This is a genomic window from Mesorhizobium sp. M0904 (genome assembly GCF_040319475.1).
Classification (GTDB): domain Bacteria; phylum Pseudomonadota; class Alphaproteobacteria; order Rhizobiales; family Rhizobiaceae; genus Mesorhizobium.
Window position 1 is genome coordinate 232,767 of sequence record NZ_JAMYOC010000001.1, and the last position, 22,834, is coordinate 255,600.

Below are 22,834 nucleotides of genomic sequence, written 5' to 3' on the forward strand. Positions count from 1 at the left end.
ATAGTCGATTAAGAAGGCAGTAGGTTAACGGAGCGCTAACGGATCGCCGCTAAATTGATCTTTGTTCTTGGGAAACGCGAAACCGGTACAGCCCGGCAGAGCGCCCTCAAGATCGTGTCGAGTGTCAGGCGTATCCTTCGTGTCAGCTTCGGATTTCAGGCAAATCGCAGCAGGAGCTGAATCGGGAAAGGCCGAAAGGCTGTTTCGCGCCGCGGTATCGGCATTCTGTTCGCTCACCCGCCCTTCGCGCCGGGAGATCGCGCAGCTCGAAGACCTGACGCTGCCGCTTTTCGAGAATGTCTCGGTCGAATCGCGCCGCTACGTCGCAGCGGCCCTTTCCGAATGCGAATATGCACCCGCCGCGCTGGTGCGGCGGCTTTGCCAGGAGCGGGTCGACATCGCCGCTCCGCTACTCATCCGCTCGCGTGCCCTCAGCGACATCGACCTGATCGCGCTGATCGGGCGTCACGGCCTGCCGCATGCCCGTGCCATTGCCCGCCGCAAGGATCTCAACCAAACCATCGCCGATCTCATCAAAGTGCTTGAAAGGCCGACGCTGGTGCGGTCGCAGCAGCAGCCGGAAGCAACTGCCATTGCCCCGTCCGAAAACGCGGAAATGGTCGCGAGCGACGCAAACAGACAAGAGGCGGCCGACGCCGCCGAAACCGTACGCCGCCGGTTGCGATCCATGATGCGCTCCGAGCGCGGCACCGCCATCAGACCGTTCGTCGAGCCACAAACCTACGTCAAGCTGCGCGAAACCGCGCTGACCGGCAATGCGGCATTCTTTCAGACAGCGCTCGCCGATGCGCTCGAAGTCGATTTTTCAACGGCGCGGACGCTCACCGCGAGCCAAAATTACACACCGCTACTTTTCGCCTTGCGCGCGCTCGACCTCAGCGAAGACAAGGCGTTCCTGATCACGGCTGCCATCTATCCGACCGAGTTTCCGCACCCGCAGGCGATCCGCATCTTCCTCGACCGCTACCGCCTGCTGCACCGCGACGCTGCGTTGGACAGGCTCCGCGGCTGGAAGGCCGACACCGTGTCGAAAATCGTTCGCAAGCCCGGGCGCGTCGCGGCAAATGCCGACCTGCGCAAGCCGAACAGCGCCGATGTAACCGCCACCCCAAAGGCGCTTCGCATCTGAAGGCTTGCCGTTACGACGCCTTGACCGAGATAAGCTCCTCGACGGGAACGACGCCCGCCTCGATCTCGATCACCCAGATATCCGGATCGAATTTCTTCTCGCGCTCCAGCTGCGCGTCGAAAATGGCGGCATCGTCGCCTTCGCCAAGCAGACTGAAAAAACGGTCGTCCGGCCTGGCCGAATCGTAGCTCGTCTGCGGCGCCGGCCCGAACAGCGCCATCTCTCCTAGCCGGCCACGCGCCAACACGAAAACTGCGCCGGCTTCCGTGGCGCCGCGCTTGACCACGGCGGCAAAGCCGCCGGCGCTAAAAACCCGGCGCAACAGGGCTGACACCCACAGATCGGTGGTTACCCGCATGGCGGGACCCTGTACGATTTCGGGTTTGTGGTGTCGAGATTCTCACTTATTCGCGAGCAACGGTTGGCCATCAAAGCAAGTCCCGGAATGCGACGATTTACCAACAAAGTCTAACAAAACTTGTTGGCCTCTGTGAAAAATGCTATAGTGCCCGGTATGAAAGCCCAGCCCATGCGCACTCTTACTGTGTCGCTTACCCCCAAGCAGGCCGCCCGTCTACAAGACGCCGTGAACAGCGGAGACTATGCTTCCAACAGTGAAATCGTCAGGGAAGCACTACGTCTATGGGAGCAGCGCGAGGAATTCCGCACTCTTGAACTGGAACGCCTCAAAAGGGCCTATGACGAAGGGATGGCAAGTGGCGAAGGTCAACACGTAAATCGTACGGCTTTCTTACGCGCTCTGAAGGCCGAACGCGCAGTCCGTGGCTGAATACCGGCTCACCCCGCGAGCTTCTCAGGATTTGCGAGATATTTGGCATCACATTGCCGTCGATAACGAGAAGGCGGCTGACAAGCTGATCGGACGCATTTTCGACAGGCTGGAATTGGCTTGCGAGCACGCCAAAATGGGCGCAGCTCGACCGGAATTGAGCGCCACCGCCCGCATTCTGGTCGAGGGGCGCTACATCGTGATTTACGAGCCCATGCCCTACGGCGTGTTAGCCGTGGCGATAGTCCATGGAATGCGTGACCCGGAGCAATGGCTTAAATAGGCCGGGAGACTAGGTTTCGGCCCTCAGTTGGTCAGGCCGATCTCGCGCATCTTGACGTAGACGATCTCGTCTGGCTCGCCGGTCTCCGGCAAGCCGAACAGCGCCTGGAATTCCTTGATCGCGGCCTTGGTGCGCGCGCCTACGACGCCATCCAATTGCATGTCCTCATTGCCGAACGCTTTCAGTCCGGCCTGGATCTTGACGATGCGGGGATCCGGCGTTTGCGCCGCTGCGTTTGCTGGTGCGGATACCGGAATGGCGGCCGGAGCAGCGGCCGTTTCGACCGGCCGCGGCACGGGATGCGGAACCACGGCCGCGGTCTTTGGCGTGGCGCCCAGTTGATCCAGCAGGACGCCGTCGATCTCGCCGGAGGCATTCAATCCGACTTTCTGCTGATAGGCCTGGATGGCCTTGCGCGTATTCGGTCCGGGAATACCGTCGATGGTGCCGGAATAGAAATCGAGATCCTTCAAGATGCCCTGGACCTGCTCGACGACCGGGTCGCTCTTGATCGGCGTAGCGGCCGGACGCACGATATTGATGGTGGTTTCGGGCTCATCGCTATCCGCCCGCGGAAAGCGTTCGATGCTTCTGGTAGCGAAAAACGCTCCGGCATGCGGAAAGGGCTGGTACCAAAGCGCGTTCGCCGAGACGTAGAACAGCGTCACCAGGAACGCGGTGGAGCCGCCGACCACAACAGGATTGCGCGAGATCAGGCTGCCCAGCGCCATCGCTCCGTGCTCGAAGGCATTGCCGCGGCGTTTGACCGCCTTAGGCTGTTTTGCGGAGCGACCCATTGCTCTCCCCTTTGCCACCGTCCGCCTTGGCTTTGACCGCGGACATCGGCACCACGCCGGTCTTCTCCGCCGAGCGGCCCGTCGGGCCGCTCACGGGAAGGCTGATCGTCACCGTGGTGCCCTCGCCCGGCATGCTTTCGATCGACATTGTGCCCTCGTGCAGCGCCACCAGCCCCTTCACCAGCGAAAGCCCGAGCCCTGTACCTTCGAAACGGCGGGTATAGTCGTTCTGGATCTGCATGAACGGCTTGCCGAGATTGACAAAGTCTTCCTCGGCGATGCCGATGCCGGTGTCCCGGACCCAGAAATGCAGCCGCGAGCCGATGCGCTTGGCGCCGATGACGACATTGCCGCCTTCGGGCGTGAACTTGATCGCGTTAGAGACGAGATTGATCAGGATCTGCTGCACGGCGCGACGGTCGGCATTTATTTCGCCTGCGTCCGGCGCGATCTGGGCCTGCAGATCGATGGCCTTTGCCTCGGCTTGCAGGCGCATCATCGACTGGCACATCTCGACCGCTTCGCGAAAGCGGAACGGTTCCGGTTCGGTCGCGTAGGCGCCCGATTCGATCCGCGATACGTCGAGTATCGAGGTGACGACGGCAAGCAGGTGCTGGCCCGAATCCCTGACCAGCCCGACATATTCCTTCTGGCGCGGATCCTTGAAGCTGCCGAACATCTCGTGCAGCAGCATGTCGGAAAAGCCAATGATGGCATTGAGCGGGGTGCGCAACTCATGGCTGACGACGGCAAGGAAGCGTCCTTTCGCCACCTCGGCCGAAGCAGCCGCCTCGTTGGCAGCGGCAAGCTCCTGGCGCAGTCCGGCCAGTTCATCGTTCTCGCGCAGAACAAGCGTGAAGACAGTCTCCTGCCCCGGTGCGCGCATCATCTCGAGCGAAAACGGCTGGTAGTTGTCGGCCGTCACGCCGCTGTTCTGCGGCAGCCGGACGCGAAGATCGAGCCGGCGCGACAGGGCGCCCTCGCGCATATCGGCCAGCGCACTGAGATATGGGACGCGGTCGGACAGATGGATGCGATCGAAAAGTCCGGTGCCGAAAAGCAGCTCCGGTGGCAGCCTCAGCATCGTGCGTGCCTTAGCCGAGGCGTCCAGAACCTCGCCATGGGCAGCGATTCGCAGCACGACGGCGTCGATCAGGTCTTCGAGCCGGTGGCTGCCGGCCGGATCGAGCTGAGCGCTGGCGGTGGCACGAAGTGAAGCGACACGCGGAATGAGCGTGAGCGCCCAGGCCAACGGCACCAGCCAGTGCCATGCGGCGATTTCGGTCTGGCCGAGCGGCAAGACGGAACCGGCTAAAGGCTGCAGCAAGACTGCGACAAGGGCCGAGATGGCGCCCCAGATCACGGCACGCCGCGACTGGCCGATCCACCAGGCTTCAAACGGCAGCGCCACCGCGAGCAAGGCAACCGGCGAGGCCACACCGCCGGCGGCAGCGATAAGGGCACCCAGGGCAACACTGCCGACGACCAAGGCGAGTTGGCCGGCCAGGGTCATCTTGCCCGATGCAGCCACCAGCAGGGCGGCGAACCAGCAAAGGCCGAACGCCGCAAAGATCGCAGCCACAGTCACGGCCGCGCCCATGCCCGACGTGACCAGCGTCACCGCTGCACCCGCGCTGAAGAAGGGAGCCGCCAGCATGACGCCAATGAACCGGCTCTCACGGCGGCGGTCGTCCTGGCCGAGGACGGACGGATGAACCATCCGTTCGCAACCGGCGGCTATCGCGCCTGGCAACTCGGCGTATCTGGCCTTGATCGCACTCAACTCAACGCACCCGGTCGTGAACGGCTCTGCTTTGCAGGCGGCTTTTGTCGATCCGAAACTCGCATCCAGCGTTTAAGGAATGGATAAGGCTGGGCCGATCGTCCCCGGCAGGCTGCAAATATCGGGATACCGGCGGGGAAAAAACCGGGGCAATTGCCGCCATAGTAAACGGAGCGTTATCCGGACCACCCGCGCCTGGGTTGGCGGGCGATCGCATCAAACTGTCACCAATGCAAAAAATAACGAGGAGAAACAATAGGTTGGATGGTTACCATTTGCTGAATGAAATATGAACCATTCGAGGCAAATGAACTTCAAAACGCTTCGTTTCGAATCTGCCTAAAATTTGAGGAAAACTGTTGCTTTCGGGACAAGTCGTCCTTTGCGCCTCCGTGCCAGTATCGCGGTACAAGGGTCGTGCGGTTCGGAGGCATGACCGTCATAAAGGACAGACAGATGGGCTTTCTGATAAGAGCTGCTTTCTGGTTTTCGCTGGTGCTTCTGGCGCTGCCGCTGGGTGTCGGCGCCGATGATGCGGGCCGCGAAAGCGTCGGGCCGCTCCAGGCGCTGTTTGCGGCGCGCGAAGCCGTCGGCGATATCGCCGGCATCTGCGAGCGCAAGCCGGACGTGTGCGAGACCGGCAAATCGGCAATGCACACAATTACCGCAAGGGCAAAGGAGACCGCCAAGATCGCGGCCGCCATGCTGGACGACAAAACCCCTGAACCAGATACGGTGACGACCACCGGCAGCGTGCCCGAGGAAATCGTCTTGCCTGCGAAAGTCGATCTGCCGGCGAAACTGCACTTGCCGGCGAAGAACTGAGACGGTTTCGGCCGAATTCGTCGCCAGACCGCAAGGCTCCCCGCTCTCGGCGCCTGCGGCGTTTCTCCTCTTTTTCCGTGACGTGGCAGCGCCGGATGACTATATCCGGGGTGATGACTACGACGATCCAGACCATCCGCGACGACTTTTCCCTGCTCGACGAGTGGGAAGACCGCTATCGCTATGTGATTGAACTGGGTGAAGCGCTGCCGCCGTTTCCCGACGAGCAACGCACACAAGCCAACAAGGTGCCCGGCTGCGTCAGCCAGGTCTGGTTGACCACCGAACAGGGCGGGGGTGCCGACCCCGTTATCACCTTCAAGGGCGATTCCGACGCCCATATCGTGCGCGGTCTGGTCGCCATCATGCTGGCGCTGTTTTCGGGACGGCCGGCCAGCGAAATACAGAGGACCGACGCAGAGGCAACATTGAAGGCGCTCGGACTTGACGAGCACCTGTCGCCGCAGCGCGCCAATGGCCTTCGCTCGATGGTCAAGCGCATCAAACGTGACGCCGAAGCAGCGTTGAAGCAGACCGCCTGACCGGACGGCAGTTGCCGGCAGCATGGCGGGTTCGACCTTTGACCCCATAATACAAAACGGCGCCCGCAGGCGCCGTTTGAGTGTCAAACCCGAAGAGCCGGTTATCAGCGTCCCTTGCGCTTGCGGCCGAGACCCATCTTCTTGGCGAGCTGCGAACGGGCGGCCGCATAATTGGGCGCAACCATCGGATAGCTCGGGTCCAGGTTCCACTTTTCGCGATACTGGTCGGGCGTGAGATCATAGTGGGTCATCAAGTGACGCTTGAGCGACTTGAACTTCTTGCCGTCTTCGAGACAGATGATGTAGTCGTCATGCACCGAACGCTTCGGATTTACCGCCGGCTTCTGCTTGTCGGCAGGCGGCTGCTCGGCGGCCCCGCCGACGCGCCCCAAAGCGGCATGGACATCGGCAATGAGGTTCGGCAATTCGCCGACCGGCACGGGATTGTTGCTGACATAGGCGGCCACCACGTCGGCGGTAAGCTCGATCAGCGCGTCACTGTTTCTGGAAGGTGTTTCGGTAATATCCATGGCATTCAGGCCCCAACGAGAATTGTTTCTGTTTGCGCCCGTTTCGATAGTTGGGCATCGCGCGAACTTGTGCAGGAAAAAGCCTCCGCGATTCGCGTCGCGGCACCTTAATGGGCCTTGGCGTCAAGTAAGTCAATTCGCTTCTTGCGCTCTATTCAGCGATGCAAGTCAAATCTTTCATATTCAGCTTCACTCTTTCGTGCAGAGTGTAAACTTGCCGTTTTTTCTGGTCAGACCAGCATCGACTGACGCGGCGGCAAGCAGCCATTACACAGACTGCAGCAGGTAAATAGACCTCAATGCTTGATCCAGCCGGCAGCATTACAGCCTGGCCAATCGGCGGATTCAGTAAAATCATAGGTTGCGAAACATTACTGTTGCTCGTGAGCCGTCGGCCGGGAGCGGCGTGCCGCGTCACTGAAACGGGGTGATGTATTTTCCGTAGACCCAGCCGGTGACGAACTGGCCGTTCTGTGCCGGATCATGCCAGACTTGGCACCAGTGATTGCGGATCTTCTGTTTCTGCTGCCAGTACGAATGGTTGGCGAGATTCAGCAGATTTATCCCACCGGTGCATTTGCCGGTCATCTGCAGAACCGTCCCGTTGGGATAGGCGGCCTGCTTCTGCGAAGTTCCCGAAGGATATTTGCGCACATTGAGTGTGTCGCCGAACGGCACATTGGCCACTTGCCAAGCCGCAAAGGCAGTTGCATGAGAATGACCGGCATTGGCCAGGGTCGTCGCAGCGACGGCGAGGGCCGCGACAGTCCGAGAAAAAATGTTCATTGTCCTCTCCTCCAGCCCGTCCCCTCGAGCCACCACGACAATAGATCATAGCCGCTGAACCCGCGCTGATCGGCGTGTTCATTCGCTATTCAAGTAACTTCCACAGCGAGACGCAATGACCAGAACCCCAGTGTTTCCGACCGCCACCCCACCGCAGCCGGAGAAACGGCCGATCTTCGACACGCATCACGGCATGACGCGGACGGACGACTATGCTTGGCTGAGGGCCACCAATTGGCAAGAGATGTTCAGGGATCCGTCTCTGCTCGACGGCCAAATCCGCGCCCACCTCGAAGCCGAGAATGCTTACCAGGCGGCGCTGATGGCCGATACGGCTCAGCTGCAGAAGCAGCTTTTCGCGGAAATGAAGGGGCGTATCAAGGAAGATGATTCCTCTGTGCCTATGAAGGATGGGCCCTATGCCTACGGCTCCTCCTTCAAGCTTGGCGGCCAGCAGCCGCGTTATTTCCGCACGGCGCGCGACGGCGGCGACAAGCAGATATTGCTCGACGGCGATGCCGAGGCCGAGGGTAAACCCTATTTCCGGCTGGGCGGCGTCGATCATTCGGACGACCACAGCAAGCTGCTCTGGGCCTTCGACGACAAGGGTTCCGAATTCTACACGCTGCGCGTCCGCGATCTCGCCGGCGGCAACGACCTGGCGGATAGGGTTCCGGACACCGGCGGTGGCGGTGTTTGGGATGCCGGCAATGACGGGTTTTTCTACACTCGCCTCGACCCCAACCACCGGCCTTCCAAAGTGCTGTTCCATGCGCTTGGTGACAGTCCTGAAAACGACCGGCTGATCTACGAGGAAACTGATCCCGGCTTCTTCATGGATGTCGGCGGCACGCGCTCCAACGAGTGGATCATGATCGGCATCAACGACCATGAGACCTCGGAATACCGAATCATGAGCGCCAACGATCCGTTCGCAGAGCCGAAGCTGGTTGCAGCGCGCCAGACCGGCCTGCAGTACGAGCTCGAGGAAGGCGGCGACATCTTCTTCATCCTCACCAATGCCGACGGTGCCAAGGACTTCAAGATCATGACGGCGCCGGCGCATGATCCGGTGCGCGCCAACTGGCAGGAACTGGTGCCGCACGAAGCGGGCCGGCTGATCCTTTCGGTGATCGGCTTCAAGGACCACATGGTCCGGCTCGAGCGCAAGGAAGGCCTGCCGCGCATCGTCGTACACGACCGCAAGAGCGGCGAGGAGCACCTGATCTCCTTCGACGAGGAAGCCTTCTCGCTCGGCCTGTCCGGCTCCTACGAATACGACACCGAGATCATGCGCTTTTCCTATTCGTCGATGACGACCCCGGCGCAGGTCTTCGATTACAACATGCGCACCCGCGAGCGAGTGCTGCTCAAGACCCAGGAAGTGCCGTCCGGCCACGACCCGGAGCACTACGTCACGCGCCGGCTGATGGCGCCTGCCGCCGACGGCGAACTGGTGCCGATCTCGCTCCTCCATCACCGCGACACGCCGCTCGACGGGTCGGCGCCGTGCCTGCTTTACGGCTACGGCTCCTACGGCATCACCGTGCCGGCCGCGTTCAATACCAATCTGTTTTCGCTGGTCGACCGCGGCTTTGTCTACGCGATAGCCCATGTTCGCGGCGGCAAGGACAAGGGCTATGGCTGGTACGACGACGGCAAGCGGGCGAACAAGATGAACACGTTCACCGACTTCATCGCGGTCGCTCAGCACCTCGTCGCCGAACGCTATACGCAGCATGACCGCATCGTCGCGCAAGGCGGTTCGGCCGGCGGCATGCTGATGGGGGCGGTCGCCAACATGGCGCCGCAATGTTTCGGCGCCATCATCGCCGAAGTTCCCTTCGTCGACGTGCTCTCCACCATGCTCGACGCCAGCCTGCCGCTGACGCCGCCGGAATGGCCGGAATGGGGCAATCCGATCGCTTCGGCGGAGGATTACCGGACCATCGCCGCCTATTCACCCTACGACAATGTCGCCGCACTCGACTATCCGCCGATTCTGGCGCTGGCCGGCCTGACCGACCCGCGCGTCACTTATTGGGAGCCGGCCAAATGGGTAGCGCGGTTGCGCGACCGCAAGACAGGTGAGAATCCGGTGCTGTTCAAGATCAACATGGATTCAGGCCATGCCGGCGCCTCTGGCCGGTTTTCGAGGCTGGAGGAAATCGCCTTCACCTATGCCTTTGCGCTCAAGGTGACAGGGAAGGCCGAGCTTGCCGCGTGAACACCGCGGATAGGCAGGTATTGCTTGCTGTTCCGCTACATGCCTTCATTGAGGATGGAAGTTGCGGAGAAGCCCACCAATGATCGATCTTGCCACATTGATTGCGTATGTCGCGGTTGTGCTTGGCTTTGTTTTCATCCCGGGTCCTGCCACCCTTTTGACCGTGGCGCGAGCAACCAGCTCTGGAACCAGGGTGGGCATCGCGACCGGCGCGGGGATCGCGGCCGGCGACGTGGTTCACACCTTCATGGCGATCGTCGGCATTTCGGCGATCATTGCCACGTCGGGGGCGCTTTTCAGCATAGTGAAGTACATCGGCGCAGCCTACCTCATTTATCTCGGCGTTCGCGCGATCATCGAGAAAACGCCTGCCTATCCGGCCGCCGGCGCACTTGCGATCCCCGCTGCCAAAGCATTTCGGCAGGCTGTTTTGACCGAGATTCTCAACCCCAAGACCGCGCTTTTCTTCCTTGCATTTCTTCCGCAGTTTGTGCGGCCTGAAAATGGATCGGTGATGCTTCAACTGGCGACATTGGGCGTGATCTTTGTTCTGTTGGGCCTCGTCAGCACGGTGGTTTTCGCCGTGGGTGCGGGCGGCCTCGGCGCTTTCCTGCGCCGAAACCCGACGGTGCTGAGATGGCAGGGCAAGGCTGTCGGCTGCATCTATTGCGTCTTGGGCATCCGGCTGGCGCTGCAACAGCGCTAGGGTCTCGACATGCGACGCCGCATGAGGCTTCGGATACTGGGCAGGCACAGTTGATTTTCCGCTCGCAATTGCAAAGGTCGCGCGCTACCCAATGCGCGGCCTTTTCACGGTCGCCGCCAACACTCAATCACCCAGGGATCTGCCATGTTGCTCGTCGATGTCTATCTCGACAAATCGCCCATCCAGGGCATCGGCGTCTTTGCCAAGAACCACATTCCCCGAGGCACGCTGGTCTGGAAGCTCGACCCGAAATACGACCGCCGCATCGAGGTGACGACCTACGAGCGGGAAACCGGGCCGGTGAAAACCTATCTTGACCGCTACGCCTACCCGGACCGGTGCGACCCGAACTACATCGTCTTCGAAGCCGACGATGCGCGCTACATGAACCATGCCGACGACCCGAATTGCGACGTCTCGCAGCCGGAGGAGACCTATGCCTTGCGAGACATTGCGCCTGGCGAGGAAATGACCTGCGACTACAATCACTTCTTCGAAACCGGCTTCGACTTTCTCGGCGACCGCTGACGCAACGACCGTCAGCTCGCCGGCTTCTTGCGCGCCGGATAGCCGTTGGGGTGCGGCGGCACGGCTTTCAGATAGGCGGCGATCGCCGCGCGGTCCTCCGGGGTCAGCACGGCCATGTTCCGTTGCACGTCGACCATTGCGCCGCCGACCGTATCGAAATCCGGCGTGAAGCCGGTTTCGAGATAGTTGGCGATGTCAGCTTCGGACCAGTCGGCAATGCCGCCCTCGCCCGACGTGATGTTCGGCACGATGCCGCTGCCTTCGGCGGCGGCCGCACCTGCCAGCCACTGACTCTTCCTGGTGCCGCCGGCAAGGTCCCGCGGCGTGTGGCATTCGCCGCAATGACCGGGGCCTTCGACCAGATAACGGCCTGTCAACACCGGGTCCGCTGTGCCGTCGGGAAAGGAAACGACCGGCTGGTCACTCAAATAGAGCAGCTTCCACAAGCCAAGACCGCGTCGGATATTCAAGGGAAATACCAGCGAATTGGCGGGCGCCTTGCCGGCGACCGCGGGCAAGGTCTTCAGGAATGCATAGAGATCGGCAATGTCGGCCGGCTTCATGCGCGCGTACGAAGTATAGGGAAATGCCGGATAAAGATGCTCGCCCGACGGTGATACGCCCTTCAGCATGGCGTTGGCAAAGTCCTCGACCGACCAGGCGCCGATGCCGTCCCTGGCATCCTGCGATATGTTCGGCGGCACGAAGGTGCCGAACGGCGTCTTGAGCTCGAGGCCGCCGACCAGCTGAAGGCGGGCGTCGCCTTGCGAGCCGGGCTTGGCATGACAGGACGTGCAGCCGCCGGCGTAGAAGATGCGCTTGCCCCTGGCAGCGTCGCCGGGACCAAGCTCAGCCAGCGTTGCGGCATCGAGCCTGACCGGAGCCGACAGGAACCAGCCGGCAATCGCGGCCGCGCCGCCCAGCACGAGGGCGGCGCCGGCAAGTTTCTTCAGCAAGCGCATTGCCCGCCATCAGCCTTTTTTCACCCTGTAGTTTTGATGACAGTTGCCGCAGCCGCCGCCGATGGTGTTGAACTGTGCCTTCAACGCCTCGGCGTCCGCAGGTGCTGCGGCGACCGCTGCCTTGACGTCTGCGAGGTACTTGCCTTCAGCCGTCTTGAAGCCGGCCATGTCCTGCCAGATCTTGGGAGACGCCGTGGTGTCGCCGGTGTCGCTGCCCGCCGGGAAAAGCGTGTCGACGCCGGCATGGAATTTCTCGGCATTGGCCTGCAGTGCCTGCAACGCGGTCAGCACCGAAGCTGCGTCGTAGGGCGTCTCGCCCTTGACCACTTTCGACAAGCCGGCGGCAATCTTGCCACGTTCCTTCATCAGGGCCTGCCGGTCAGCAACCGGGTCGGCAAACGCCGCCGAACCGACGAAGGCGAGCATCGAGATGGCGAGGATAAGCTTTCTCATTCACTTGGCTCCATGTTGAAGGCAATTCAGGATACGGTCCCACCCGATGACAAACGGCAAGGATGGCTTAAAAATTCCGGCGCTTCGCCTCACGCTTGCGTGAAATTTTTGCAGCTGTCGTTTCTGATGCTGAAAAAGAAAAGCCCCGGTTCTGCCGGGGCTTTTCTGGAACGGATCAGGCCTTTTCGTAGAGTTCGAGCACATAGTCCCAGTTGATGAGACTGTCGACGAAGGCTTCGAGGTATTTCGGCCGGGCGTTGCGATAATCGATGTAATAGGAATGTTCCCAAACATCGACGCCGAGGATCGGCGTCGCGCCATGGACGAGCGGGTTCTCGCCATTCGGCGTCTTCGAGATCGCCAGCTTGCCGTCCTTGACCGAAACCCAGGCCCAGCCCGAACCGAACTGTGTGGTGCCGGCGGCGATGAAGTCGGCCTTGAACTTGTCGTAGCCACCAAGATCGCTGTCGACCGCCTTTTGCAATGCGCCCGGCAGCTTGTTGCCACCGCCGCCCTTCTTCATCCATTTCCAGAAATGGATGTGATTGTAGTGCTGGGCGGCATTGTTGAAGAGGCCCGCATTCTTGCCGAAGGACTGTTTGACGGCCTCTTCGACCGACAAATCGCCCATGCCCGCCTCGGCGGCCAGCTTGTTGCCGTTGTCGACATAGGCCTTATGGTGCTTGTCGTGGTGATATTCCAGCGTTTCCTTTGACATATAAGGCTGCAAGGCCTCGTAATCATAGGGCAATGCGGGCAATTCAAAAGCCATCTGTCGTACTCCCTCGTGGAAAAATCCGGTGTCGATACCGGACTAACATAGGACTGGATTGGTCTGGAACAACTCCGGAAACGAAGCGCCGGCCGCTTTTTAGCGGGTCAGCCGGGCGAAGTCGAATGCGCCCATTCCCAATAGAGTTCGCGCGCCTTCTTGGCCACTGGTCCGGGCTGCAGATTGCGCTCCTCGATACGGGTGACCGGCACGACTTTCGAGTGGTTTCCGGTCGAGAAGATTTCGTCCGCCTCGAGAAAATCGCGGATCGACAGCGTCTTTTCGGTCGTCGTGAAGCCGTATTCGCCCAGCAGGGCCATCGTGCGCGCGCGGGTAATGCCGGACAGGAAGGTGCCGTTCGGCGCCGGTGTCAGGACATGGCCGTCCTTGACCAGAAAAATATTCGAGGTGCCGGTCTCGGCGACATTGCCCAGCATGTCGAGCACCAGCGCATTGTCGAAGCCGCGCATCTTGGCTTCGAGGATAGCCCGGCCGTTGTTGGGATAAAGGCAGCCGGCCTTGGCGTTGGTCGGCATGGTTTCGATGGTCGGGCGCCGGAACGGCGACACCGTCACCGAAAACCCCGCCGGCGAGATCATCGGCGATTCGTAGAGGCAAAGGCAGAAACGCGTCGAGGCCGGGTCGGCCGGCACGCCCATATAGCCGCCATGCTCGGCCCAATACATCGGCCTGATGTAGACTGCTGTCTTGCCGTCGAACTTCTTCAGCCCGTCCCAGGTCAGGCCGACGATCTTGTCGGTGCTCATCGTCGGCTTCAGGCCGAGCGCGATCGCCGAGGCATTGACCCGCGCTGCATGGCGATCGAGATCGGGAGCGACACCCTCGAACCAGCGGGCGCCGTCGAACACGCTGGTGCCGAGCCACATGGCGTGGCTGCGCGGCCCTAGAATGGCAACATTGCCCTCGTACCAGTCGCCGTCGACGAAGGTCCATGTCGCGGATTGCGCCGCAGTCGCCAGTGTCATTGCCAGGTTCCGTTCAATGCTTGTTGCGGCGCATTGGAAGATGCTTTGGCGGCCGCCGTCAACCGGCCTGGCTGAGATTTGTTGAGGCCAGCGGGCTGGCGAACTGCAATCAGCGCTTGCGCCTTGCCTTACGCGGCCTCAAAACTGTCGAATGCAGTTCGCGGCTTACGTTTTCGACGCCTATGGCACGCTGTTCGACGTGCATGCGGCCGTGCGCCGTCACGCCGACCAGATTGGGCCGGACGGCCAGTTGCTGTCCGATATCTGGCGCGCCAAGCAGCTGGAATATTCCTGGGTCAGGACGCTGATGGGGGCCTATGCCGATTTCTGGCAGCTCACCGAGCAGGCCCTCGACTTCGCCCTGCGCAAGGTTCCATCCGCGGATGCCGGGCTGAGGGCGAAGCTGCTCGAGGCCTATTGGCGGCTGGACTGCTATCCGGAGGTACCGGCCGTGCTCAAGGCGCTCAAGGCATCGGGGGCAAGGCTGGCGATCCTGTCAAACGGTTCGCCTGAGATGTTGGAAGCGGCGGTCAAATCCGCCGCGCTCGACCAGGTCCTGGACGACGTCTTTTCCGTCGACAGCGTCAGGCGCTTCAAGACCGATCCGTCGGTCTACGACATGGTCACCACGGGCTGGCGCCTCTATCCGGGCGCCGTCTCTTTCCAGTCATCCAACCGCTGGGACGTCGCCGGCGCCACCAAGTTCGGCTTCAGGACGGTGTGGATCAACCGCGCCAATCAGCCAGAGGAATACCGGGATTTTCCACCGGCCCTGATCCTGCCGTCCCTCGATGGTCTGATCTCCGGGGTTTGACGGCCGGACATGTTGCCTCGACGCAACAGTACGGTCCAGTCACAGCTTTGCCTTTGTTTGTCCACCCTGCGGCCAGAATTGGAACCGCCTATCGCGCCGGGCATTGCTCGGCACCTGCGCAACAGGACGCATTTATGCTTTGTTGCGATTTGAGACTTAAAAAAGGCAATCATGTTCACACCCCAATCGTCCTCTCTTCGCCTGAGCCGTCGCGGTTTCCTCAACGCGGCCGCCTTTGGCGCCGCCTCGGTCGCGGTTTCCAGTTGCACCACGCTGTCGCAGCAGCCAGTCGAGCCACCGCCGCCGACCTATGTCGAGCCGGCGCTCGGCGACTACGTGACGATGTATGGGCCGATGTCGGATGGCGGCTTCGAGCTGCCGGCCATACCTGTCGACAAGATCGACCCGCAGTTCCTGCGCCAGATCGTTGACGATCCGACCGGGCAGCAGCCCGGCACCATCGTCGTCGACACGACCAACCACTTCCTCTACCTGGTGCGCCCCGGCGGCCAGGCGATCCGCTACGGCGTCGGCCTCGGCCGCGCCGGCTTCGAATGGTCGGGCGATGCGGTGGTCCAATGGAAGCAGAAATGGCCGAAATGGACGCCACCGGAGGACATGATAGCCCGCCAGCCCGAGCTCGCAAAATACAGCGCCGATAATGGCGGCATGCCCGGCGGGCTGGACAACCCGCTTGGCGCGCGTGCGCTTTACCTGTTCCAGGGTAACCAGGACACGCTGTACCGGTTGCACGGCTCGCCGGAATGGCGGTCGATCGGCAAGTCGGTGTCGTCGGGCTGCGTGCGCCTGATGAACCAGGACATTATCGATCTCTACGATCGTGTGCCGAACAAGACCCCGGTCGTGGTGACAGCCGATGTCGGCCAGCCGGTGGTGGCAACAGCAAACCGCAGAGCCATTCCGATCGACGCCGGCGTGCCGGAAGGATCGATCCTGCTCGGTCCGATAAAATCGATCACAAATTCGATCTTCTGAGCTGGTCGAAAGCGCGGGCGGGATCTTCCTCGCTCCCGCTGGTTTTGCTGCGCGTCGGCGTGCCTGTACCGGTGCCGGCCTTTAGGTCCGATGCTTACGCCGAGCAGCGGATTTTGCCGTGCTGTGGGCAGACGCCACCAGTGACAGCTCATGACCGCATAGCCGCCGTCCGCTGTCCTCCAGATCTGGATACTGGCGCTTGATTCCAGGACAGAATTGCCAACACCGATGCCCGCCTTCGGGTCCGATGCCCCTCACCTGCCCCTGGACAGGCTCCCCAGAATACCCCGCACGATCGCTCGTCCGACCGACGAGCCGACCGAGCGCACCACGGATTTGATCGCAGCCTCCGCCACCGTCTGGCGGTTGGAGGGCCGCGGCGCGCGGCGGCCGCCGGTCGGCTGGGGATCGTCGTTGCCAAAGCCGGGAATGGTCCAGCGCGAACGGCCTGCGTCCTGTTGCTGCGCCTGTGCCTCCTGGGCGTCCTTAGCCTTTTTCTGCAGGATCTCGAAGGCCGATTCGCGATCGACGGTCTGGTCGTACTGTCCCGCGACCGGGCTCTCATTGATCAGCTTGCGGCGCTCTTCGGGCGTGATCGGGCCAAGGCGCGACGATGGCGGGCGGATCAGCGTCCGCTGCACCATGGACGGCACGCCCTTGGCTTCCAGCGTCGAGACAAGCGCCTCGCCGGTGCCGAGCTGCGTGATCACGGTTGCGCAGTCGAAATCGGGATTGGGCCTGAACGTCTCGGCCGCCGTCTTGACGGCCTTCTGTTCGCGCGGCGTATAGGCACGAAGTGCGTGCTGCACGCGGTTGCCCAACTGGGCCAGCACGGTTTCAGGGATATCCAGCGGATTTTGCGTGACAAAATAAACGCCGACGCCCTTCGAACGGATCAGCCGGACCACCTGCTCGACGCGGTCGACCAGCACCTTCGGGGCGTCGTCGAACAGAAGGTGCGCCTCGTCGAAGAAGAAGACCAGCTTCGGCTTGTCCGGGTCGCCGACTTCCGGCAGTTCCTCGAACAGTTCCGACATCAGCCACAGAAGGAACGTCGCATAGAGCCGCGGATTCATCATCAGCTTGTCGGCGGCGAGCACGCTGATGGCGCCGCGTCCATCGCGCGTGGTGCGCATGATGTCGGCGATCCGCAATGCCGGCTCGCCGAAGAAATTGGCAGCGCCCTGCTGCTCCAGGACCAGCAGCGTGCGCTGGATGGCGCCGACCGAAGGTTTCGTCACATTGCCGTAGCGGGCGCCGATCTCTTCGGCGCGGTCGGCGATGTTGGCAAGCAGTGACTGCAGGTCCTTCAAGTCGAGCAGCAAAAGGCCTTCCTCGTCGGCGATGCGGAAGGCGATGTTCATGATGCCTTCCTGCGCCTCGGAAAGGTTCATCAGCCGCGACAGAAGCAGCGGCCCCATCTCCGAGATGGTGGCGCGGATCGGGTGGCCCTGCTCGCCGAACAGATCCCAGAAGATGACCGGGAATTCCTGGAATTCATAAGGATCGAGCTTGACCTGCTCGGCCCGCTTGACCAGGAAATCCTGCGCTGTGCCCATCATGGCGATACCCGACAGGTCGCCCTTGATGTCGGCGCAGAATACCGGCACGCCGGCATTGGAGAAACCCTCGGCCAAAATCTGCAGGGTCACCGTCTTGCCGGTGCCGGTCGCGCCGGTGACCAGGCCGTGACGATTGCCATACTGCAGCAAAAGCTGTTCGGGCCGCTGATAGCTGTCGTCCGGCTTGCGGCTGGCCCCTATGAAGATACTGGTATCGTCGGCCATGTGTCCGGTCTCCGCAAACCTATAGGATTGAATGCCCTGATCCCTTGAAGAAAAGGGAGCCCCGCCGCAGGTATAGTGAGGCCATTGCGCAGCGACAATGGGCACCGTCGAAAATGGCTTTTGGAGCTTGCGGAACCTGCCCATGTTTGGCAATCGGTTGACGGTCGGCATCACGGAAGGCGTGTTGCACGGCAAGTGTGCTGCATTGTGATATCGGGCCGGGGACCGTAGACTGACATAGTCGGCCGCCGCGGCCGCTAGAACGAGGAGAACCGATGGGCGCCGGTGCCTTGACCCAGGATGCCGAACTTCCAAACGTCGACCGGCAACGATGGCTGGCGCTGGCGGAGAAGGCGCTGGGCGGCGGGTCCTTCGAGGAAAAGCTCGTCTCGCATACGGACGACGCCATCCGCATCGAGCCGCTCTACGAGCGTTCGGTAACCGCCGAGCCTGTCGTGCGCGCCAACCCGGGATCACCGTGGATCGTCAGCCAGCGTATCGACGATCCGGATATAGGCCGCGCCAGTGCGCAGGCGCTGGAAGACGTCGCGCAGGGTGCTACCGGACTGTCGCTTGTCTTCGAAGGTGCGCCGAACGCCTTCGGCTACGGCTTGCCGAGGACGGCGGAGGCGCTGGAGGGCGTACTCGACGGCGTGCCGCTCAACCGCATCCAGATCCGCATCGACGCCCATCCCTGGAGCCGTGCCGTGGCCGACTGGCTGGTGGCGTTCTTGACCAAGCGCCGCTCCGACCCGGCAAAGCTCAACCTCTCCTTCGGCATCGATCCGGCGGCGATCTTTGCCGGGACCGGCAGGCTGCGCATGTCGATCGAGGCTTTACAGGCTTCGATGCCGCAATCGCTGGCGCATTTCTTTTCGATGGGTGTGCCCGGCGTGCTGCTGGAGGCCGACGGGCGGGTATTCCACAATGCCGGCGCCACCGAGGCGCAGGAGCTTGGCACCATGCTCGCCTCGGCCGTCTCCTATTTGAGGCTGTTCGAGAAGGCGCGCCAGCCGCTCGTCTACGCGGCGCCGCATATTGGTTTTGCGCTGAGCGTCGACCACGACCAATTCGTTTCGACGGCCAAGGTCAGGACGTTGCGCAGGCTGTGGGCGCGTGTCCAGGAGGCCTGCTCGATACCGCCCTCCACCGCCAGCATCCATGCCGAAACCTCCTTCCGGATGATGACGGCGGCCGACCCGGAAACCAACATCCTGCGCACCACCATCGCCGCTTTCGCGGCTGCCGTCGGCGGCGCGGATTCGATCGCCATCCTGCCGCACACGATCGCGCACGGCCTACCCGCGGGTTTTGCTCGCCGCGTTGCCCGCAACGCGCAACTGATCATGGCCAATGAAAGCCACATCGACCACGTCGCCGATCCGGTTTGCGGTTCGGGCGCCGTCGAAGCGCTGACTGCGGAGCTCTGCGCGGCGGCCTGGCAGGAGTTCCAGCAGATCGAGGCAGAAGGCGGCGTGCTGACCAGCCTTGAGCAAGGCCACATCCAGAGGCGCGTCCAGGCAGCTTCCGCCCGCCGCAACACAGCCTACCAGGCGGGCGAACGGGCGATCGTCGGCACGACGCTGCACCCGTCGAAGACCGAGCGTCCGGTCGAGACGCTGGCGGCGGAGCGGCGGCCTGCCTTCGACGAAGGCGTTGCGGTGTGCGAGCCGCTGTTTCCGATCCGCATCGATCAGTCGATCGGAGCCGTGCCATGATCCCGGATTTCAGCCAGATCGGCTGGTCGCCGCCACGGCGGGTGCCGGTCGAGGTCAAAGGCCAGCGGGTGACGCCGGAAGGCATTGCCGTCAAGCATCTCTACAACCAGGGCGATCTCAAGGGCTTGCCACATCTCGATACCTATCCAGGCCTGCCGCCCTTCGTGCGCGGCCCCTATCCGACGATGTATGTCCAGCAACCCTGGACGATCCGGCAATATGCCGGCTTCTCGACTGCCGAAGAGTCCAATGCCTTCTACCGTCGCAACCTTGCCGCCGGCCAGAAGGGCCTGTCGGTCGCCTTCGATCTCGCCACGCATCGCGGCTACGACAGCGACCATCCGCGCGTCGCCGGCGATGTCGGCATGGCCGGCGTCGCCATCGATTCCATTCTCGACATGCGCCAGTTGTTCGACGGCATCCCGCTTAACGAGATGACGGTATCGATGACGATGAACGGCGCGGTGCTGCCGATCATGGCGCTCTATATTGTGGCGGCGGAGGAACAGGGCGTCGCGCAGAAGGATCTCACTGGGACCATTCAGAACGACATCCTGAAAGAGTTCATGGTGCGCAACACCTACATCTATCCGCCAAAACCTTCGATGCGGATCGTGTCGGACATTTTTTCCTACACGTCGAAGCACATGCCGAAGTTCAATTCGATCTCGATCTCCGGCTACCACATGCAGGAGGCAGGAGCGACGGCGGATCTCGAGCTCGCCTACACGATTGCAGACGGTATCGAATATGCCCGCGCCGGCGTCGCGGCCGGCCTCGACATCGACCGTTTCGCGCCGCGCCTTTCCTTCTTCTGGGCGATCGGCATGAATTTCTTCATGGAAGTCGCGAAGCTGAGAGCAGCGCGCCTTTTGTGGGCCAGCCTGATGCTGAAGAATTTTTCGCCGAAGGACGAGCGTTCGCTGTCGCTGCGCACCCATTGCCAGACTTCGGGCTGGTCGCTGACGGCGCAGGACCCCTACAACAACATCATCCGCACCATGATCGAGGCGATGGCCGCGACTCAAGGGCATACGCAGTCGCTGCACACCAATTCCTTCGACGAGGCAATGGCGCTGCCGACCGACCATTCGGCCCGCATCGCCCGCAACACACAGCTCATCCTGCAGAAGGAGTCCGGCACGACGCGCATTATCGACCCGTGGGGCGGCTCCGCCTATGTCGAACGGCTGACGCATGATCTGGCGGCGCGTGCGCTTGCGCATATCGAGGAGGTCGAGAGCCTCGGCGGCATGGCCGCGGCGATCGAAAAGGGCCTACCGAAGCTGCGCATTGAAGAGGCTGCCGCGCGCACCCAGGCGCGCATCGATTCAGGCGAACAGATCGTGGTCGGTGTCAATGCTCACCGTCCCGGCACGGACATCGAAGTCGACGTGCTGAAGATCGACAATGCCGAAGTCAGGGCGCGGCAATTGTCGAAGCTGCAGCGGCTGAAAGGCACGCGTGACGTCGCCGCCGTCGAGAGCGCGCTCGATGCGCTTACCCGTGCTGCCGGGAGTAACGCAAACCTGCTGGAATTCGCCATCCGGGCCGCACGCGCCAACGCCACGGTCGGCGAGATTTCGCTGGCGCTGGAAAAGGTTTTCGGCCGCCATGTCGCCTCGGTGCAGACGATCTCCGGCGTCTATCGCAACGCGCTCGGCCACAATCCGGTGGTCGACCGGCTGCAGGACAAGATCATCGCGTTCGAGGAGAAGTCCGGCGGCAAGCCGCGCATTCTGGTCGCCAAGATGGGGCAAGACGGCCATGATCGCGGCCAGAAAGTGATCGCCACCGCCTTTGCCGACCTAGGCTTCGACGTCACCGTCGGGCCGATGTTCCAGACGCCGGACGAGATCGCCAGGCTGGCGGTCGAGCATGACGTGCACATCGTCGGCGCCTCGTCGCTGGCTGCGGGCCATTTGACGCTTATTCCCGAACTCAAGCATGCGCTGAAGAAGCTCGGCCGCGACGACATGCTGATCGTCGCCGGCGGCGTCATCCCGCCGCAGGATTACGACGCAGTCCGGCAGGCAGGCGCCACTGAAATCTTCCCGCCCGGCACGGTTATCCCGGAAGCGGCGGAGCGGCTGATGGACCGGCTGCTGCAGGCCGGCTGACGCTTTGTTATAATGTCTGTTGCAACAAGAAACACGCTGAGTTATAATCAGCGTTGCAACAGGATGCCTCACCATGAACACGACCATTCGCAAGATCGGCAATTCCGAAGGCGTGATCCTGCCGAGGGAAATTCTCGACCGCATGAACCTGAAGGCGGGCGACAGCATCGTCATCGTTCAGGAAGGCGATGAGCTTCGTCTGCGCCGCACCGAGGACACTGCTGAAGAATTCGAGCGCAAGATGAAGATCGCGCGCGAGCGGATGAAGAAGTATGAGGTTGCCTACCGCGCGCTCGCAAAATGACCGAGCATCATTCGCGGGAATTCGTGGAGGCGCTTCACGCCGAGCAGCTGCGCCTCCACGGCGGCGCAGCGGGCATCCGCGACGAGGGAATGCTGGAGTCGGCGCTCTACAGGCCGCAGCAGAGGGAAATCTATGGCGAGCCCGATCTCTGTGAGCTGGCGTCCGCTTATCTTTTTTTCGGTATCGCCAAAAACCATCCATTCGTCGACGGAAACAAGCGTACTGCTTTTGCGGCGGCCGATCTGTTCCTTTATTTCAATGGCTTGAGCATCGAAGCCGAGCAGGCGGACATTATTCAACTGGTCATGATGGTCGCCGCCGGCGAAATCGACGAGGCTGGTGCCGCTGCGTTCTTCCGCGATCATGTCGTCAAGCTCGAAGACTAACTGTCGGAGAGCTTGACGATCTCCCACTCCTTGCCATTGACCACGGCAACTTCGCCGACCTTCTTGCCGAACAGCGCCATCGCCATCGGCGACACATGGGAAATTGTCCCCTTGGCGGGATTTGCCTCATCCTCGCCGACGATCTTCCAGTGCACCTTCTTGCCGTCGTCGCTTTCCAACGTGACACCCATGCCGAAGCGAACCATGTCGCTGCCCGGCTCCGGCACCGAAAGTTCGGCGCTTTCGCGCCGCGCCGTCCAATAGCGAAGATCACGCGACACCAGCGCGATGCGCTCGCGGTCGGCCCGCTTTTCGGCTCTGCCGAGCTCGTCGCGCAGAGCGGCCACCTCCGCATCGATCAGCGCCAGGCCGCGTTCCGTCACCAGATTGCGGTGATGGCTGATCGGCCGCTCGCCGATGCCGGCGATGGCGTTTTCGCTGTCTTCCTCGCGGGTGAAGGCCCTGCTCATCCGACGAACTTATGCCTGACGCGACGACTCCACAAGCCGTAGCCGGCGAACCGACGTCGGGGCCGATCCTGTCTGGCACGAATCCTGCGGCGCGACCGTCGAACACAAGGAATCTGTGC

General features: G+C 62.0%; 25 protein-coding genes. 14 read left to right on the forward strand and 11 right to left on the reverse strand.

Features of this window, described 5'->3' with window-relative positions:
* Positions 1–139: 139 nt before the first annotated feature.
* The gene (locus NKH80_RS01255; protein ID WP_352507480.1) at positions 140–1,150 is read left to right on the forward strand and encodes a hypothetical protein; all 1,011 of its coding nucleotides are present in this window, start codon (positions 140–142) and stop codon (positions 1,148–1,150) included.
* A 10-nt stretch (positions 1,151–1,160) separates the two neighbouring features.
* Here the strand turns inward: NKH80_RS01255 and NKH80_RS01260 are convergent, their stop codons facing one another.
* Positions 1,161–1,508 (reverse strand): DUF1491 family protein, encoded by a 348-nt coding sequence (locus NKH80_RS01260; protein WP_254819941.1) that lies wholly within the window; start codon positions 1,506–1,508, stop codon positions 1,161–1,163.
* A gap of 171 nt (positions 1,509–1,679) precedes the next feature.
* Between NKH80_RS01260 and NKH80_RS01265 the strand changes: the two genes are divergently transcribed.
* The gene (locus NKH80_RS01265; protein ID WP_254819940.1) at positions 1,680–1,940 is read left to right on the forward strand and encodes a type II toxin-antitoxin system ParD family antitoxin; all 261 of its coding nucleotides are present in this window, start codon (positions 1,680–1,682) and stop codon (positions 1,938–1,940) included.
* Positions 1,933–2,223 carry a type II toxin-antitoxin system RelE/ParE family toxin gene (locus NKH80_RS01270; RefSeq protein WP_254819939.1) on the forward strand — a complete coding sequence of 97 codons (291 nt, stop codon included), beginning with the start codon at positions 1,933–1,935 and terminating at the stop codon, positions 2,221–2,223. Before NKH80_RS01265 ends, NKH80_RS01270 begins: the two co-directional genes overlap by 8 nt.
* Positions 2,224–2,246: 23 nt before the next feature.
* Here the strand turns inward: NKH80_RS01270 and NKH80_RS01275 are convergent, their stop codons facing one another.
* Together NKH80_RS01275 and NKH80_RS01280 are read right to left on the reverse strand one after the other, a co-directional pair.
* On the reverse strand, positions 2,247–3,020 hold the full coding sequence (locus NKH80_RS01275; RefSeq protein ID WP_254819938.1) for a peptidoglycan-binding domain-containing protein: 774 nt from the start codon (positions 3,018–3,020) through the stop codon (positions 2,247–2,249).
* Positions 2,995–4,740, reverse strand: coding sequence for an ATP-binding protein (locus tag NKH80_RS01280; protein ID WP_352989352.1), 1,746 nt, complete (start codon positions 4,738–4,740; stop codon positions 2,995–2,997). Before NKH80_RS01280 ends, NKH80_RS01275 begins: the two co-directional genes overlap by 26 nt.
* 519 nt (positions 4,741–5,259) lie before the next feature.
* On the opposite strand from NKH80_RS01280, the gene NKH80_RS01285 reads away from it, so the two are divergent.
* Both NKH80_RS01285 and NKH80_RS01290 read left to right on the forward strand, forming a co-directional pair.
* Positions 5,260–5,628, forward strand: a complete 369-nt coding sequence (locus tag NKH80_RS01285; RefSeq protein ID WP_352647411.1) for a DUF5330 domain-containing protein — start codon at positions 5,260–5,262, stop codon at positions 5,626–5,628.
* A gap of 113 nt (positions 5,629–5,741) precedes the next feature.
* Positions 5,742–6,170 carry a SufE family protein gene (locus NKH80_RS01290; RefSeq protein ID WP_352822030.1) on the forward strand — a complete coding sequence of 143 codons (429 nt, stop codon included), beginning with the start codon at positions 5,742–5,744 and terminating at the stop codon, positions 6,168–6,170.
* Positions 6,171–6,274: 104 nt separating this feature from the next.
* Here NKH80_RS01290 and NKH80_RS01295 read toward each other — a convergent pair whose 3' ends face one another.
* Positions 6,275–6,700: a Ros/MucR family transcriptional regulator gene (locus NKH80_RS01295; protein WP_023677844.1), complete on the reverse strand. Its 426-nt coding sequence runs from the start codon at positions 6,698–6,700 to the stop codon at positions 6,275–6,277.
* A gap of 414 nt (positions 6,701–7,114) precedes the next feature.
* Entirely contained in the window at positions 7,115–7,486 is a 372-nt protein-coding gene (locus NKH80_RS01300) for an SH3 domain-containing protein (protein WP_352479517.1), read from the reverse strand.
* Positions 7,487–7,601: 115 nt separating this feature from the next.
* Here NKH80_RS01300 and NKH80_RS01305 point away from each other — a divergent pair, with 115 nt between their 5' ends.
* The 3 genes from NKH80_RS01305 to NKH80_RS01315 all read left to right on the forward strand — a co-directional run bounded on the left by NKH80_RS01305 (position 7,602) and on the right by NKH80_RS01315 (position 10,947).
* On the forward strand, positions 7,602–9,713 hold the full coding sequence (locus tag NKH80_RS01305) for a S9 family peptidase (protein WP_352821891.1): 2,112 nt from the start codon (positions 7,602–7,604) through the stop codon (positions 9,711–9,713).
* A 79-nt stretch (positions 9,714–9,792) separates the two neighbouring features.
* Complete coding sequence (locus NKH80_RS01310) at positions 9,793–10,419, forward strand: LysE family translocator (RefSeq protein ID WP_352821893.1); 627 nt, start codon at positions 9,793–9,795, stop codon at positions 10,417–10,419.
* A 144-nt stretch (positions 10,420–10,563) separates the two neighbouring features.
* Positions 10,564–10,947, forward strand: a complete 384-nt coding sequence (locus NKH80_RS01315; RefSeq protein WP_254819935.1) for an SET domain-containing protein — start codon at positions 10,564–10,566, stop codon at positions 10,945–10,947.
* A gap of 11 nt (positions 10,948–10,958) precedes the next feature.
* On the opposite strand, the gene NKH80_RS01320 is transcribed toward NKH80_RS01315, so the two are convergent.
* The 4 genes from NKH80_RS01320 to NKH80_RS01335 form a co-directional block, all read right to left on the reverse strand.
* Entirely contained in the window at positions 10,959–11,909 is a 951-nt protein-coding gene (locus tag NKH80_RS01320; RefSeq protein WP_352821896.1) for a cytochrome c, read from the reverse strand.
* A gap of 9 nt (positions 11,910–11,918) precedes the next feature.
* A complete protein-coding gene (locus tag NKH80_RS01325; RefSeq protein ID WP_352821899.1) occupies positions 11,919–12,362 on the reverse strand; it encodes a c-type cytochrome in 444 nt (147 codons plus the stop codon).
* 175 nt (positions 12,363–12,537) lie between these two features.
* Positions 12,538–13,134, reverse strand: a complete 597-nt coding sequence (locus tag NKH80_RS01330) for a superoxide dismutase (protein WP_023677850.1) — start codon at positions 13,132–13,134, stop codon at positions 12,538–12,540.
* A gap of 107 nt (positions 13,135–13,241) precedes the next feature.
* A complete protein-coding gene (locus NKH80_RS01335) occupies positions 13,242–14,120 on the reverse strand; it encodes a branched-chain amino acid aminotransferase (protein WP_352479513.1) in 879 nt (292 codons plus the stop codon).
* Between the two features lie 151 nt (positions 14,121–14,271).
* On the opposite strand from NKH80_RS01335, the gene NKH80_RS01340 reads away from it, so the two are divergent.
* Positions 14,272–14,934: a haloacid dehalogenase type II gene (locus NKH80_RS01340; RefSeq protein WP_352690040.1), complete on the forward strand. Its 663-nt coding sequence runs from the start codon at positions 14,272–14,274 to the stop codon at positions 14,932–14,934.
* Between the two features lie 171 nt (positions 14,935–15,105).
* Entirely contained in the window at positions 15,106–15,930 is an 825-nt protein-coding gene (locus NKH80_RS01345; protein WP_352507471.1) for a L,D-transpeptidase, read from the forward strand.
* 254 nt (positions 15,931–16,184) lie between these two features.
* On the opposite strand, the gene NKH80_RS01350 is transcribed toward NKH80_RS01345, so the two are convergent.
* Positions 16,185–17,717 (reverse strand): helicase HerA-like C-terminal domain-containing protein, encoded by a 1,533-nt coding sequence (locus NKH80_RS01350; protein WP_352507470.1) that lies wholly within the window; start codon positions 17,715–17,717, stop codon positions 16,185–16,187.
* Between the two features lie 275 nt (positions 17,718–17,992).
* Here NKH80_RS01350 and NKH80_RS01355 point away from each other — a divergent pair, with 275 nt between their 5' ends.
* The 4 genes from NKH80_RS01355 to NKH80_RS01370 all read left to right on the forward strand — a co-directional run bounded on the left by NKH80_RS01355 (position 17,993) and on the right by NKH80_RS01370 (position 22,245).
* Positions 17,993–19,435: a methylmalonyl-CoA mutase subunit beta gene (locus NKH80_RS01355; protein WP_352989124.1), complete on the forward strand. Its 1,443-nt coding sequence runs from the start codon at positions 17,993–17,995 to the stop codon at positions 19,433–19,435.
* On the forward strand, positions 19,432–21,555 hold the full coding sequence (scpA, locus tag NKH80_RS01360; RefSeq protein ID WP_352989127.1) for a methylmalonyl-CoA mutase: 2,124 nt from the start codon (positions 19,432–19,434) through the stop codon (positions 21,553–21,555). The genes NKH80_RS01355 and scpA overlap by 4 nt, the downstream gene beginning before the upstream one ends.
* A gap of 73 nt (positions 21,556–21,628) precedes the next feature.
* On the forward strand, positions 21,629–21,859 hold the full coding sequence (locus NKH80_RS01365) for an AbrB/MazE/SpoVT family DNA-binding domain-containing protein (RefSeq protein ID WP_254819925.1): 231 nt from the start codon (positions 21,629–21,631) through the stop codon (positions 21,857–21,859).
* On the forward strand, positions 21,856–22,245 hold the full coding sequence (locus tag NKH80_RS01370) for a type II toxin-antitoxin system death-on-curing family toxin (RefSeq protein WP_352989130.1): 390 nt from the start codon (positions 21,856–21,858) through the stop codon (positions 22,243–22,245). The genes NKH80_RS01365 and NKH80_RS01370 overlap by 4 nt, the downstream gene beginning before the upstream one ends.
* Here the strand turns inward: NKH80_RS01370 and NKH80_RS01375 are convergent.
* Positions 22,242–22,715, reverse strand: coding sequence for a GreA/GreB family elongation factor (locus tag NKH80_RS01375; protein ID WP_254819923.1), 474 nt, complete (start codon positions 22,713–22,715; stop codon positions 22,242–22,244). The two genes, NKH80_RS01370 and NKH80_RS01375, sit on opposite strands and share 4 nt — an antisense overlap.
* Positions 22,716–22,834: the final 119 nt, after the last annotated feature.

Bases quoted from the DNA above. Each gene is read 5' to 3' on its own strand.
- NKH80_RS01365 (WP_254819925.1), top strand. From the start codon at position 21,629: ATGAACACGACCATTCGCAAGATCGGCAATTCCGAAGGCGTGATCCTG.
- NKH80_RS01260 (WP_254819941.1), bottom strand. From the start codon at position 1,508: ATGCGGGTAACCACCGATCTGTGGGTGTCAGCCCTGTTGCGCCGGGTT.
- NKH80_RS01335 (WP_352479513.1), bottom strand. From the start codon at position 14,120: ATGACACTGGCGACTGCGGCGCAATCCGCGACATGGACCTTCGTCGAC.
- NKH80_RS01290 (WP_352822030.1), top strand. From the start codon at position 5,742: ATGACTACGACGATCCAGACCATCCGCGACGACTTTTCCCTGCTCGAC.
- NKH80_RS01320 (WP_352821896.1), bottom strand. From the start codon at position 11,909: ATGCGCTTGCTGAAGAAACTTGCCGGCGCCGCCCTCGTGCTGGGCGGC.
- NKH80_RS01330 (WP_023677850.1), bottom strand. From the start codon at position 13,134: ATGGCTTTTGAATTGCCCGCATTGCCCTATGATTACGAGGCCTTGCAG.
- NKH80_RS01280 (WP_352989352.1), bottom strand. From the start codon at position 4,740: ATGGTTCATCCGTCCGTCCTCGGCCAGGACGACCGCCGCCGTGAGAGC.
- NKH80_RS01350 (WP_352507470.1), bottom strand. From the start codon at position 17,717: ATGGCCGACGATACCAGTATCTTCATAGGGGCCAGCCGCAAGCCGGAC.
- NKH80_RS01370 (WP_352989130.1), top strand. From the start codon at position 21,856: ATGACCGAGCATCATTCGCGGGAATTCGTGGAGGCGCTTCACGCCGAG.
- NKH80_RS01265 (WP_254819940.1), top strand. From the start codon at position 1,680: ATGCGCACTCTTACTGTGTCGCTTACCCCCAAGCAGGCCGCCCGTCTA.
- NKH80_RS01345 (WP_352507471.1), top strand. From the start codon at position 15,106: ATGTTCACACCCCAATCGTCCTCTCTTCGCCTGAGCCGTCGCGGTTTC.
- NKH80_RS01305 (WP_352821891.1), top strand. From the start codon at position 7,602: ATGACCAGAACCCCAGTGTTTCCGACCGCCACCCCACCGCAGCCGGAG.
- NKH80_RS01375 (WP_254819923.1), bottom strand. From the start codon at position 22,715: ATGAGCAGGGCCTTCACCCGCGAGGAAGACAGCGAAAACGCCATCGCC.
- NKH80_RS01285 (WP_352647411.1), top strand. From the start codon at position 5,260: ATGGGCTTTCTGATAAGAGCTGCTTTCTGGTTTTCGCTGGTGCTTCTG.
- NKH80_RS01355 (WP_352989124.1), top strand. From the start codon at position 17,993: ATGGGCGCCGGTGCCTTGACCCAGGATGCCGAACTTCCAAACGTCGAC.
- NKH80_RS01295 (WP_023677844.1), bottom strand. From the start codon at position 6,700: ATGGATATTACCGAAACACCTTCCAGAAACAGTGACGCGCTGATCGAG.
- scpA (WP_352989127.1), top strand. From the start codon at position 19,432: ATGATCCCGGATTTCAGCCAGATCGGCTGGTCGCCGCCACGGCGGGTG.
- NKH80_RS01325 (WP_352821899.1), bottom strand. From the start codon at position 12,362: ATGAGAAAGCTTATCCTCGCCATCTCGATGCTCGCCTTCGTCGGTTCG.
- NKH80_RS01340 (WP_352690040.1), top strand. From the start codon at position 14,272: ATGCAGTTCGCGGCTTACGTTTTCGACGCCTATGGCACGCTGTTCGAC.
- NKH80_RS01300 (WP_352479517.1), bottom strand. From the start codon at position 7,486: ATGAACATTTTTTCTCGGACTGTCGCGGCCCTCGCCGTCGCTGCGACG.
- NKH80_RS01315 (WP_254819935.1), top strand. From the start codon at position 10,564: ATGTTGCTCGTCGATGTCTATCTCGACAAATCGCCCATCCAGGGCATC.
- NKH80_RS01310 (WP_352821893.1), top strand. From the start codon at position 9,793: ATGATCGATCTTGCCACATTGATTGCGTATGTCGCGGTTGTGCTTGGC.
- NKH80_RS01275 (WP_254819938.1), bottom strand. From the start codon at position 3,020: ATGGGTCGCTCCGCAAAACAGCCTAAGGCGGTCAAACGCCGCGGCAAT.